We start from the raw sequence: 12,843 nt of genomic DNA, 5'->3' as shown, positions 1-12,843 counted from the left end.
TAAATTTAGAGCTTCAGCACATTTTCATTTTAGCAGACGACAAAGTTCAGCGCCTGAACCGACGGTAATGGTTCGGCATCAGCAAACTTCAGCTTTTACAAACGAGCGATCACCCGGACGGGTGTTAATGAGGTTTGATGAATTATTTGTGCTGGCCGTCCGACATCCTGCGAGGGTAAATCTGTTTATTTAAGGGTAACGGGCGTACACTCCGCGCATTCTTTTTCCTGCCGCCCGATAGCATGCAAAACGCTCCCGTTACCGCCGCCCGTAAGCCTCTTGATTTCACTTCATCCGCGTTTCTGATAGTCGCATTTTTGACCGGCATCGCCGGTGCGCTGCAAACGCCGACCTTAAGCCTGTTTTTGACCGATGAAGTTCATGTCCGCCCCGCGCTGGTAGGTTTTTTCTTCACCGGCAGCGCGGTGATAGGCATTCTGGTCAGCCAATTTCTCGCCGGGCGTTCTGACCGCAAAGGCGACCGCAAAAAGCTCATTTTTGCCTGTTGCCTGCTGGGCGCCCTGGGCTGCGTGCTGTTTGCCTGGAACCGTAACTACTTTGTTCTGCTGTTCGTTGGCGTATTTTTGAGCAGCTTTGGCTCCACGGCCAACCCGCAGATGTTTGCTCTCGCCCGCGAGCACGCCGACCACACCGGGCGCGAGGCGGTCATGTTCAGCTCTATCCTGCGCGCTCAGGTCTCTCTCGCCTGGGTTATCGGGCCGCCAATTGCCTATGCGCTGGCGATGGGGTTCGGGTTTGAAGTGATGTACCTGAGCGCCGCTTTTGCCTTTGTGATTTGCAGCGCGATGGTCTGGCTGTTTCTTCCGTCAATGCGTAAAGAGCCGGTGGTAAAAACAACCGCCACCCTGGAAGCGCCCCGCAGCAACCGCCGCGATGCGCTGCTGCTGTTCGCCGCATGCACCATGATGTGGGGCTGTAACAGCCTGTATATCATCAATATGCCGCTCTATATTATTAACGAACTGCATCTGCCGGAGAAGCTGGCTGGCGTGATGATGGGAACAGCCGCCGGGCTGGAAATCCCGACTATGCTGATTGCCGGGTACTACGCAAAACGGCTGGGAAAACGCTTCCTGATGCGGGTAGCTATCGGCGCGGGACTGCTGTTTTACATCGGCATGCTGACGCTGCATAACCAATATATGCTGCTTGGGCTACAGCTGCTGAACGCTATCTTTATCGGTATTCTCGCCGGGATCGGCATGATCTATTTCCAGGATTTGATGCCGGGCCAGGCCGGTGCGGCAACCACGTTGTACACCAATACTACGCGCGTTGGCTGGATAATTGCCGGTTCTATGGCAGGCGTAGTGGCAGAAATCTGGAACTATCACAGCGTCTTTTTCATCGCGCTGGGGATGATTGCGATTAGCGTTTATTGCATGGCGCGCATCAAGGATATTTAAGGCGCGGTGGCGGCCTCGAGGTCAATCAGCCAGGTAATAGCCTGCTCGCGCGTGCTGCCGCACATGTCGGCCGCGGGCTGAAGGCCGCCGCAAACTTTAGGCCGCAGAGGCGAGCCAAACAGCTTGCAGCGCAGCCGCTCGTCGAGCTGAACGCAGGGCGTGTTGGCGGGCTTACCCTCCGGCATGCCGGGGATCGGAGAGGATATTGAAGGTGCGGTACAGCAGGCTCCGCAATCAGGACGACAGTCCATTTATATTTCCACCAGCGTCAGAGGGTGCGTGACAATAGCAGACCCGGGGCCTGCGTCAACGAACAATTTATTTAACATCATTCCCCCTTCCAGGATACACTCGCGCCACAACGACTACGGATCGGTAACGTTTTGTCTGGGCGCAAACTCTTTCACCGAACGGCCTCATGGCTGGCGCTGCTTGCCGTTGCGATGCTGTTTATTGCACCGGTTATCTCGAAATCGCTGATGCACCATACGGCGTGTGAACACGGCAGCACGATGATGACAATGGACATGTCTGACATGAGCCATCATATGGACATGCCTGAACCCTGCCCTCACGCAAGCCTGCCCCATAACATGCTGATGTCCGGCCCGGGCATGTCACCGGGCGAAGAGATTGCCTGCGGTTACTGCCAGTTGCTTATCCATCTGCCTTTTATCCAGTTCAGCCTTATCGTACTGCTGCTGTTATTGCTGATAGCAGTGCGCAAAGCGCCGGTTACCGCCCTGTGCTGCGCGGTGATAATTCGCCCGAGGTCTGCCCATCCGGCCCGCGCGCCACCTGCTTTCGTTCTTCATCGCTTTTAAAACTCTAAAAATTAACTGCGTAATGTTAGACGGCAGCGCTAAGGCGCGATGCCGCCCGGCCTCTTATTAATCAAGAGCCGCCGCGTTACGCCTGAAGAACAGTAAGGCATTTATGAAAACTCACCTGAAGCCGCTGGTACCTCTGGTACTGCTGGCCATCGCCTCCCCTGCTGCGCTTGCGCAGGAGCAGCACGAACATACAACAATGCAGGACGATCAGGTCATGATCGTCGCCTCTCCCGCTTCATCGCCGCTGGAGGTCATCACTTCGCCAAAAACGCCACGCCAGCCGGTTCCGGCAAGCGACGGCTCCGACTACCTGAAAACCATTCCCGGTTTCTCACAGATCCGCAACGGCGGCACCAACGGCGACCCGGTGTTCCGCGGGATGTTCGGCTCACGCCTGCGCATCCTCACCAATAACACGGAGATGCCGGGCGCATGTCCGGCGAGGATGGACTCGCCAGGTTCCTATATTTCTCCGGAAAGCTTTGACCTGCTGACGCTGATTAAAGGCCCGGAAACCGTACTCTGGGGGCCGGGGAACTCGGCGGGAACGGTACGCTTCGAGCGCGAACCGCCGCGCTTTGAGAAAGCTGGCATTCAGGGCACGGCGAGCCTGCTTACCGCGTCTAATCAACGCTGGGACAGCAATGCGGACTTAAGCCTCGGCAGCGAAGACGGTTACCTGAGGCTTATCGGCAACAAATCTCATTCCGGCGACTATCAGGACGGCAACGGTGACCGGGTCGCCTCTAAATGGGATAAATGGAACGCCGACGTCGCGCTGGGCTGGACGCCGGATAAAGACACGCTCCTCGAGCTGACGGCGGGCAGAGGCAACGGTGAAGCCCGCTATGCGGGGCGCAGCATGGACGGCTCGCAGTTCAAACGCGAAAGCCTGGGGATACGTTTTGAAGAATCCAATATCGGCGAAGTGTTTAATAAATTCGAAGCCAGCGTCTATTACAACTACGCCAACCATATTATGGATAACTATTCGCTGCGTTCTCCGGGCAGCATGCCGGGGTCTGGCGGCAGCATGCACTCGTCGATGGAAATGCATCAGCCCATGGATATGGGTGGGTCGATAAGTATGAATATGCCGATGGCGATGCAGCTCGATCGCCGTACCGTCGGCGGCCGTATGATGGGCACCTGGCTGTGGTCCGATTACGAGCTGCGCAGCGGCATGGATGCCCAGCAAAGTACCCATCGCAACAAGCAGGATGAAGGCTGGCGGCAGGATGCCCGCTTCCACGACTTCGGGGCATTCAGCGAACTGACCTGGCATGCCAGCGAGCAGAGCAAAGTTATCGGTGGCGCAAGGCTTGACCGAACGCGGGTGGATAACGCTACCGGAAATGGCTCAGCAGAACGCAGCGCCACGCTGCCCGCCGGGTTCATGCGTTTTGAGCAAACGCTGACCGACGTGCCGGTCATGCTGTACGCCGGAGTAGGTTATACCGAGCGCTTCCCGGATTACTGGGAGCTATTTTCGCCAACTTATGGCTCGGACGGCTCTAAAAATATATTCGATAACCTGAAAACGGAAAAAAACACCCAGCTCGACATCGGCATGCAGTACGGCGGTGAGCGCTTTAACGGCTGGGTCTCGGCTTACCTTGGGCGAGTGAATGACTTTATCCTGTTCCGCTACTCTCCCAATAACGCCCGCATAAGCCAGGCCGATAACGTCAACGCCACGATTATGGGCGGCGAGATGGGCTTTAGCTACCGACTGACGGAAAGCTGGAAAACCGATGCCAGCCTGGCCTATGCCAGAGGTGAAAACACCAGCGACCATCAGCCTCTGCCGCAAATCGCCCCGCTGGAGACCCGCTTTGGCCTCACCTGGGAACAGGGAGACTGGAGCAGCACTGGCCTGCTGCGGCTGGTCAGTAGCCAGCAAAGAGTCGCGCTTGATGAAGGTAACGTGGTGGGCAAAGACTTTGATAAAAGCGCCGGGTTCGCTATCTTCTCCGCCAATGCCGCTTACCGCCTCAACAAGGCTATTAAGCTTAGCGCGGGAGTCGATAACCTGTTTAACAAAACCTACAGCGAGCACCTGAATCTGGCAGGCAATAGCAGCTTTGGCTATTCGTCCAATACGCCCGTGAACGAGCCTGGAAGAACCTTCTGGGGCAAGGTGAACGTCACGTTCTGATTAATCTCGCTCCTGAGCAAGGGGCGTTTACGCTTTACTACTAACCGGCCTGGAGGCTGATATGTTTGCAAAACTTCGTACCCGCGACGGTAAAAAATTCCTTATCGCGGTAGCCATTGTCTTCACTATTGTCGTTTCACTTATTTCAAAAGTGACGTTTGAAGGCGTTGAAGAACAGTACAACTGGCCGATGGAACAGTGGACGCTGGACATGTTTATTATGCAGGGTGCCTGGGTGGCTATTTACACCATCATGTTCACTATTCTTTGCTCAACCCCTTTTGCCTTCTATTTCTTAGCGCCTAAGGATGGCAGGGGATAATGCCTCTCCCGCCGCGCCGGCATATGCTGGCGCAGCGCCATAAACTGCTTTCTTGCGGTTTTGTTGATTAAATCCACTTGCCTGAATCGTGCCTCGCGGTTACTTTGACGCAATATTTTTGCATCTCAATTTTCGACAGGACACATCGATGGCAAGAGCTAACGAAATCAAAAAAGGCATGGTTCTCAATTACAACGGCAAACTGCTGATTGTTAAAGATATTGACATCCAGGCTCCGAGCGCGCGCGGCGCGGCTACGCTGTACAAAATGCGTTTCTCCGATGTTCGCACCGGGCAGAAAGTGGAAGAGCGCTTCAAGGGTGACGATATCGTCGATACCATCACTCTGACCCGCCGTTTCGTTGATTTCTCTTATATCGACGGCAACGAATATGTGTTTATGGATAAAGAAGATTACACCCCGTACATCTTCACCAAAGACCAGATTGAAGAAGAGCTGCAATTTATCCCTGAAGGCGGCATGCCTGATATGCAGGTGCTGACCTGGGATGGCCAGCTGTTAGCCCTGGAGCTGCCGCAGACGGTAGATCTGGAAATTATCGAAACCGCTCCTGGTATCAAAGGCGCGTCTGCCAGCTCCCGTACCAAACCGGCTACCCTCTCCACCGGCCTGGTCATTCAGGTGCCTGAATACATGGTTGCAGGCGAAAAAATCCGTATTCATATCGCTGAAAAACGCTCTATGGGCCGCGCGGACTGATTTGCAGAACCGTGCCTGCGCGAGTATGCATATCTGCTAAGGATCGAGTACCCGCTTCAGTAATTTTGCAAGAAACCGGAAATGTTAAACATTTCCGGTTTCTTATGTACACCGCTAGGGGTTCTTGAGCACTAACAGCCAGTCTGTTGCCTAACAAGCTGGAATTCCCCCCGAGGGGCATTTCATTTTTTCGCATTACGTTTTAGTCATTTCAACCTTGTTCCGTCATCTCGTCATCCTCAAATTTATAAGGCTGCATTTCGACAACGCTTTCATTGACAATAAATCCGTCTCCATCTTTAGTAATATTTACCAGGGTGAAGAGGAAATACCCATCATAGATTGTTTCCAAGAATACAGGGAATTCTTCGTTGAGTTGCGCTGGAGCTAAAGGATCAGATGAGATTATATTTAGCTTTATGTCATGAGAATGAAGTCCAGAACTGACGCTTTGAAGTGTGAATGGCACCTTTTCTTCTCTACAGGCGTAATAATATAAATTCTGATATTGAGCAAGTCGACCTCCGGGTTTCATTTCATTAATAACATCCTTCAATGTTATCCCCCCCGCAAGAGATGAGGGAATAAGCATATCCATCTTTATTATATTTTTAGCTTGCTGAGTGACAACTGCGACTCTGTTGGCTACTACCGCTGCCTTAACTTCTTCTAATGGTGTTTTTTCATAATTTTTTAAATTATAATTGCACACAAAACCTAGCTTATCTGTTCCGCTAGCTTCCAGGCGGTTTTTTGCTGAACCTAAAGCCTCAGTAAGCTCGCCTCTAATAAGGCTCTCTTTATTTGCTAATCTTGAATAAATAGAGAACTCTTGTGTAAATAAGGTTTCTGTCGGCGTCAATAAGTCAAGACTCTCGATTTCTCTTAACGTTTGGCCATGAGGCCCCAGGAAAGTGATATATTTACCTCGGGGGATAAGTGCATTAGGGGAATTTTTGGTAAACCACCCATGAGAACTGAGAACCAGTGTCGTTGCAGGATCGTTTTTAATAGTTGTCACACTAAACGCGCCTAAATCTTCAGTATGGAGTTCCTTTAAAATATCGGGGTGGTTTTGTCTTAAAATAGATAGTTTAGTGTTAGCTTGTATTTTTCTTCTTTCGAATTCGTCTGAAGACAGACTTGATGTTTGTTGCGAAAGATATCTTTTCTTAAGATCAACTTTGTATTCATCAAAGGCCTTATTATATGCTTCCTCATCAAAAACCCCCTCTACTGTGAAGTGTTCTTTATGTGGTTTTTTCATTCTTTTAATCATTTCTCTGGACTCTGGTGACAGAACATGCGCAGTTTCAGCCTCAACCCTTGAGGCCGTAGTAGCATCATGTGCTATACCTTTTGTTAAAACGGCAGTACTTTCAGCTACTTTTTCATTTTTGCTCAATGCAAGAATACGCCTAACCTGAGGTTTAAATTTTTGGCTAATAGAATTTGCCAGAGGCAACGCATTCGCTTTGGACTCAAATAATACCTCAGAAAATAATTTTGATGATTGCCCCGCTGTCATCTCACCAAATACCATAAATAAACCTGTAATGATGGCATCTTCTATATAGGCTTTATCCATTTGATCATCAGGATATTCCTTCGCCAATAATATATCTGCTGTAATATAGGCTGAAGCCATCCCAACCTCAACGGCACCTATAGCCACGGTAGCGATAACTGCACCCGCGCCCGGTACAGCATATAAGAGAGGAACAACACAACTTCCAATCTGAGTTATTTAGCGAATAAGCTCAAGCCTTTCAATATCTTTAAGTTTATCCTCGGTAAGATATAGGTCCTCAATGTCCATTTCCCAACGTCTTTTCAAATCAGTCGCCAGGACATCTGGTGAGGCAGTAAGAGTGAATTCATTATTATAAAAGAATGGAAGGGAGTAATGAGGAAGCCCGATAGGATCAGAATCAGAAATGGATGGGTTCCGCTTATAATAGTCGTAATTAAATGCATCTTTATCTTTAAGATAATGCTGATGATATCTTGAAGGTATTTTATGTAAGACCCATTGTTTAAAATCTTTATTTTCAGGCCAGTTACGTGAGCTAAATTTTCGCTCTGGCCAAACGCTATATTTATCTCTTGGGGAAAATTGTTCATTAAGAGTAACTAAAACAAAAAAATTCGGGCTATCAAGATCAATCAATAAACTAAAACTTATAGGAATACGACCTGCATCCTCTTGATGAATAACAATAGCACCGTTAAGGGGGTGCCCATGGAATGATAGAGTAGTTGCCGTTTGCTTTCCTAAAAGAAAATTTTTTATTGCTTGTTTCAGATTATCAGGCATCGAAGGTATACTTAACAAGGCCGTACAGCGATAAGTTACTGAAGCATTTAAGTATTTCTTTAACTCTTCAATTTTCAGTTCATTATTCATCTGAGAAGCAAATTCATCCAACATAATATCATGCAATCTGTCCCCTTTCCTCAAATACTCAATGATATCTGAATGTTCGATTTTGACTATATCTCCTTTGTTCAATTCCAGTTCATGATAACCACAAACAACTTCTTGCAAAGAATACGATTTAGATTTGACAACAATTTCCGCTGGCGAAAACATTACACCAAAAGGAGAAAAACAAGCTTTTTTATAATATACATTAATTTTCGTTTCTGGCGTCAACCCTGTATTTAGCTGGCGTTCGATTTCGAATGATTTTATTTTTTTAACAACCTCCTGATTTAAAAAAAATGCCGGGTTAATTATCGGGTTGTATAAATCCACAATCCTTTTTGTTGCTTTATGCGCCATGGCATCGATAATCGCAGGAAGAGATTTATCAAGAAGAATTGACATATCTGAAACATTGATATTACCAGAGGCAAGATGTAAAGACTTTTCGACAATATCTCTCAATATCTCTCTTATTTCTTTATAGTAATGATGTTCTACAAAATCCTTTTGACAATTATATAATTGATTAATAAATTTAGAGAGTAAAACCCCAGGCGTTACTTTTGCTGATTCAGCACTTTTGAGTGGGTGTATACACTGGTCATATATTTCATAAATATTAAAATTATCATTCGTTAACCCCTTTATATAAAACTCTATTTTTTTAAAAAACATTTCATATATAAAATCTATTTTTAATACTTGAGATCCAAGGTTGTCATAGCGCAATACATTACTTGGTATTTGTTTATAAATCTGAAACATAGACTGTATTTTATTTATTTTTTTATAGTAAGGTTCATGTTCATCCAGGCTACTGATAAATTTCAAAAAAGAATAATATATATATTCTGCCTCATATTTTTCTTGTATATTAAGAATGCTGGCCTTTGCTAGCATAAATTTAACAAAACGCCTAAGAAACTCAACGGCCAACGCCTTGTCAGTATCCATAGAGAACACTGTCTTATCTCTTTTTTTAAAAATGGCATCCATCAACGCCATGACTTTATCTCTTATAGTTGTTGTCTCTGTAATTTCCAGCATACCGTTCAAAAATATGAAACAGTGATTGTAGGATGTTGAAATTATTTCATCCGCCCTCTCATCAGCTAAGTTATTGACGAAAATAGACTTCATTCTTCTGGATATCTCTTTGCTGGTTTCTTCACTTAGTGACGATGCTACCTTATTAAGGAAAAAAGAAAGAATATACAATCCTGAACCAGTCTCATCTTTCGTTAGTTTACTATTCTCCATGAAATTTATTAATGGCAATATTATGGCCACCATCATATCCTTGTTATTATAAGACAGATGCTTACTTTCATATTGATAAATTAATTCTCGCACCTTATTTTTGATGTTTTCATTAGAAATGAGACTATAAAGATGATGAGTAAATTCATTATCATTTATATCAATATCGTAAGTAGCTTCAACCCTGGAATGAGAATTTACAGAAGCTTTTTTTGATTGATTGGACGGCCATTTAAAAAGAGAAAGTCTATGATTTATGCTTTCTATTTCAAATTCATAATCATTAGCAAATGTGGAAGATTCAATCATCTTTTTCAACCCAGTAGCAATAGCCTTCAGGTATTTAACTTCCGAAGAATTTAATTCTAACTCACCGGCTGACGAGATGTAATCCATTATGTCTTCAATAGTACTGATAATTATTAACACATCAATGCTATGAGCTCCATTTGCGAAGCTTGCCTGATATTTTTTCTCATTTTTTTTAATAAAATCTGTTAATAACGATTCAAGTCGGGGAGGAACATCACCCGTCCCCGGGCTTTTGGGAGCAATCGCTGGCATCTTTCTTTGAATCATCTTATCTTCTACAGCCTTATCGGGTGAGTAAGGCTGAATGCTGTCCCACAATAGTTTTCCGCCGAGAGCTAGCCCCCCCGTTGCCACAAGAGATCCTGCGGCAATCATTGTTTTACTCCTTAGGGACTGCATGTATGAAGTTGCCAGAGGGACAGCCGCCGCGGTAATCACCAAGGGAAGTAAGGTATCCCCGGCATGATTATCTGCTGCTGATACCTGAGATTCCGGGATCTCCGTTTTGTCCTGCTGGAAAAGATTATCTTTCGAAAATTGTTGCGGATTACAGACGGCATCACACCGCGTATTGATCCAGGTGTGAGTAATCTCTGTGTCGTTTGTTGTTCTCTGCGTCTCTGTTTTATGGGTTTTACAGTACAATAATTCCGAGAGCCCACTTTCTTGTTTTAGCCTTTGTAGCACCAGCGCATGCGCTTTATCTGCGAGCGCGTTATTTTCCTGCTCGACGATTCGCGGCCTGTTGTTTACCGTTGCGCGAATATAAGCTTCCGGACGTGCCGTCGAGTTAGACGAGAATACCGTAATAGCATTCCTGGATAGAGCAAGATCTCGGGATATTTCAAGGTAGGTTTCCACCTCAAAAGCAGGCAGGTCAGCATGATCGCTTTCGGTCACCGGTTGGGGATGATGTACCATATTTCCAAGAGCATGCCAGTAATGGCTGACGCGAATAAAAAGATTGGCAATAAATGCAGGGACTTTAAGCATTCTACGCTGCGGTACACTGCTATCCGTCACCCAATATCTCGCGGCAATTACGGCTATCGCCAGAGCACTATAGAAATGATCTGAAGTCGATTGCTCACCCTCACCCAGAAACTGGTGCAGAAAAGTATCGTCCGTCAAGTTGGAAACGGTTGTACGGATAAAGTCTGCTATTTGAGAAATGACATTAAGATCATCAGGTAAATAGCGTGATGCCAAACCAAGCGAGTGCAACACGGCAATATCAATATACTTTTTCTCCATAATCGCAGTATATAAACTGTTAGCAGCCATGCCGATGCTTACAGGCAATCCAGGCAGTAGTTTTGAAAGACAAGCTGAGAGTATTTCGCCCTGTTTATAATCACTTAGAATGACGACAAGCTGTCGAATACAACGCCGGCAGTCCTCCGTGAAGGGCGCAAGAGTGTCACAGTTTTGGTCACCAATTAGGGGCTGGCTACACAACTCGTTGCTGGCATCAAACCATGTTTCATTCATTTCTACCCAGTCAATAGCGTCGAACCAAATATCCTGCCCTTCAGGGTCTAACATTTTGGGGCTTTTTATGCTTTTAAATACATATGGGAGATTTTCAGCAGCGTTCACATTTGGCATTTTTGTGTCCTTTGTGTATTACGTTTAAAACTCCTTATTGATCAACCATGAAAAATATTCTTTAAAAAAACGCACCTTACTTAACCAAGGCTTAATTATTTCATCTTGAAATTAAATTTGACATACCAATTCATCAATGTGCTTTCTAATATGCTATGAGCATCACACTTCACTCATTGACATCTCATACCAATTCCATTTGTTGTCATACAGCTTTAGACTAATCGGGTTCATTTACCGCTAAGCAGGACGTTAACCCATGAGCACTATTGCCTCCGAAACGCTTCCGTCGGCTGTCCAGTTCCCTCGTTACGACCGCAGCGCGCTGCAAACGCGCATCGTTCATTTTGGTTTTGGCGCATTTCATCGCGCGCACCAGGCTCTGCTAACCGATCGGGTGCTAAACGCTCAGGGCGGTGATTGGGGGATCTGCGAGATAAGCCTGTTTAATGGCGATAAATTAATGAGCGATCTTCGTCGCCAGGATCATCTGTATACCGTACTGGAGAAAGGCGCTGACGCAAACCAGGCCATCGTCGTCGGCGCGGTAAAGGAATGCCTGAATGCAAAGCTCGACGGAATGGAAGCCATTATTGAGAAATTCTGCGAGCCGCAGGTGGCAATCGTTTCGCTCACCGTGACGGAAAAAGGCTATTGCATCGATCCGGCCAGCGGCAAGCTGGACGCCGCTAACGAAAGAATTATTCACGATCTGGAGCATCCGGCTGAACCGCATTCGGTGCCGGGCATTCTGGTTGAGGCACTAAGCCGCCGCCGCGAGCGCGGACTGCGACCGTTTACCGTACTTTCCTGCGACAACATCCCTGATAACGGACATCTGGTACGCAACGCGGTTCTGGGTATGGCGGCGCGCCGCAGCGACGAGCTGGCGGAGTGGATCGCGGAGCAGGTGACTTTCCCTGGCACCATGGTAGACCGTATCGTTCCGGCGGCAACGCCTGAATCACTGGCGGAAATAACCGAAATTCTCGGGGTGGAAGACCCCTGTGCCATAGCCAGCGAGCCATTTATTCAGTGGGTAATAGAGGATAACTTTGTTGCCGGGCGGCCGGAGTGGGAAATTGCGGGCGTTGAAATGGTAAACGACGTGATGCCGTGGGAACAAATGAAGCTGCGCATGCTGAACGGCAGCCACTCGCTGCTGGCTTATCTGGGCTATCTTGCCGGATATCAGCATATTTCTGACTGCATGGCGGATGAGCACTTCCGCCTCGCCGCCCGCCGCCTGATGATGCAGGAGCAGGCACCGACGCTGCGCATCAGCGGCGTAGACCTTCAGCAATATGCCGCAAATCTGCTTGCCCGCTTTGCCAACCCGGCGCTGAAGCATCGGACCTGGCAAATCGCGATGGACGGCAGCCAGAAATTACCGCAGCGCTGGCTGGAAAGCGTGCGCTGGCATCTGCAAAACGGAGATGACTGGCCGTGCCTTGCGCTGGGTATCGCCGGCTGGATGCGCTATGTCAGCGGCGTGAATGATGAGGGCAACGCAATTGATATTCGAGATCCGCTGGCAGAAAAGATCCATACTCTGGTTGCCGGAAGCAATGAAACCAGCCGTGTTGATGCCCTGCTGAGCCTGCATGAAATTTTCGGTGACGACCTCCCTGCCAACCCGAATTTTGTCACCGAGATCCAACGGGCATGGCGGCAGCTTGCTCAGTTTGGCGCACGTAAAGCGGTCGAAAACCTGGCAGCAGGTTAGCAATCAATGCGTTTAACGCGGTTTCCTCAGGGCCAAACCGCGTTGAGC

Annotated in this window: 9 protein-coding genes; 6 read left to right on the top strand and 3 right to left on the bottom strand. The window is 47.6% G+C overall.

Annotation, left to right across the window (positions count from 1 at the left end):
* Positions 1-242 precede the first annotated feature (242 nt).
* Entirely contained in the window at positions 243-1,427 is a 1,185-nt protein-coding gene (gene setB, locus FOC35_RS15795; RefSeq protein ID WP_172569426.1) for a sugar efflux transporter SetB, read from the top strand.
* Here the strand turns inward: setB and FOC35_RS15790 are convergent.
* Positions 1,424-1,678, bottom strand: coding sequence for a YkgJ family cysteine cluster protein (locus FOC35_RS15790; RefSeq protein WP_172569425.1), 255 nt, complete (start codon positions 1,676-1,678; stop codon positions 1,424-1,426). The genes setB and FOC35_RS15790 overlap by 4 nt on opposite strands.
* Positions 1,679-1,810: 132 nt before the next feature.
* Here FOC35_RS15790 and FOC35_RS15785 point away from each other — a divergent pair, with 132 nt between their 5' ends.
* From FOC35_RS15785 to yeiP, 4 genes are all read left to right on the top strand, one after another.
* Positions 1,811-2,251: a DUF2946 domain-containing protein gene (locus tag FOC35_RS15785; RefSeq protein WP_039898482.1), complete on the top strand. Its 441-nt coding sequence runs from the start codon at positions 1,811-1,813 to the stop codon at positions 2,249-2,251.
* Positions 2,252-2,363: 112 nt separating this feature from the next.
* A complete protein-coding gene (locus FOC35_RS15780; RefSeq protein WP_172569424.1) occupies positions 2,364-4,418 on the top strand; it encodes a TonB-dependent copper receptor in 2,055 nt (684 codons plus the stop codon).
* A gap of 61 nt (positions 4,419-4,479) precedes the next feature.
* Positions 4,480-4,740, top strand: coding sequence for a DUF2534 family protein (locus FOC35_RS15775; protein WP_016537371.1), 261 nt, complete (start codon positions 4,480-4,482; stop codon positions 4,738-4,740).
* 148 nt (positions 4,741-4,888) lie between these two features.
* Entirely contained in the window at positions 4,889-5,461 is a 573-nt protein-coding gene (yeiP, locus tag FOC35_RS15770) for an elongation factor P-like protein YeiP (protein WP_008459912.1), read from the top strand.
* A gap of 211 nt (positions 5,462-5,672) precedes the next feature.
* Here the strand turns inward: yeiP and FOC35_RS15765 are convergent, their stop codons facing one another.
* Both FOC35_RS15765 and FOC35_RS15760 read right to left on the bottom strand, forming a co-directional pair.
* Complete coding sequence (locus tag FOC35_RS15765; RefSeq protein WP_172569423.1) at positions 5,673-7,109, bottom strand: putative adhesin; 1,437 nt, start codon at positions 7,107-7,109, stop codon at positions 5,673-5,675.
* Between the two features lie 99 nt (positions 7,110-7,208).
* On the bottom strand, positions 7,209-11,069 hold the full coding sequence (locus FOC35_RS15760) for a hypothetical protein (RefSeq protein WP_172569422.1): 3,861 nt from the start codon (positions 11,067-11,069) through the stop codon (positions 7,209-7,211).
* A gap of 259 nt (positions 11,070-11,328) precedes the next feature.
* Here FOC35_RS15760 and FOC35_RS15755 point away from each other — a divergent pair, with 259 nt between their 5' ends.
* Positions 11,329-12,795 carry a mannitol dehydrogenase family protein gene (locus FOC35_RS15755; RefSeq protein WP_172569421.1) on the top strand — a complete coding sequence of 489 codons (1,467 nt, stop codon included), beginning with the start codon at positions 11,329-11,331 and terminating at the stop codon, positions 12,793-12,795.
* Positions 12,796-12,843: the final 48 nt, after the last annotated feature.

The organism is Cedecea sp. FDAARGOS_727, from assembly GCF_012273235.1.
GTDB classification, from domain to species: domain Bacteria; phylum Pseudomonadota; class Gammaproteobacteria; order Enterobacterales; family Enterobacteriaceae; genus Cedecea; species Cedecea davisae.
Note: the sequence above shows the minus strand (reverse complement) of the source record. Positions and strands in the feature narration are given on the sequence as shown.

Coding starts and splice junctions, on each gene's coding strand:
- FOC35_RS15765 (WP_172569423.1), bottom strand. CDS start 7,109: ATGGCTTCAGCCTATATTACAGCAGATATATTATTGGCGAAGGAATAT.
- FOC35_RS15780 (WP_172569424.1), top strand. CDS start 2,364: ATGAAAACTCACCTGAAGCCGCTGGTACCTCTGGTACTGCTGGCCATC.
- yeiP (WP_008459912.1), top strand. CDS start 4,889: ATGGCAAGAGCTAACGAAATCAAAAAAGGCATGGTTCTCAATTACAAC.
- FOC35_RS15755 (WP_172569421.1), top strand. CDS start 11,329: ATGAGCACTATTGCCTCCGAAACGCTTCCGTCGGCTGTCCAGTTCCCT.
- FOC35_RS15790 (WP_172569425.1), bottom strand. CDS start 1,678: ATGGACTGTCGTCCTGATTGCGGAGCCTGCTGTACCGCACCTTCAATA.
- setB (WP_172569426.1), top strand. CDS start 243: ATGCAAAACGCTCCCGTTACCGCCGCCCGTAAGCCTCTTGATTTCACT.
- FOC35_RS15760 (WP_172569422.1), bottom strand. CDS start 11,069: ATGCCAAATGTGAACGCTGCTGAAAATCTCCCATATGTATTTAAAAGC.
- FOC35_RS15775 (WP_016537371.1), top strand. CDS start 4,480: ATGTTTGCAAAACTTCGTACCCGCGACGGTAAAAAATTCCTTATCGCG.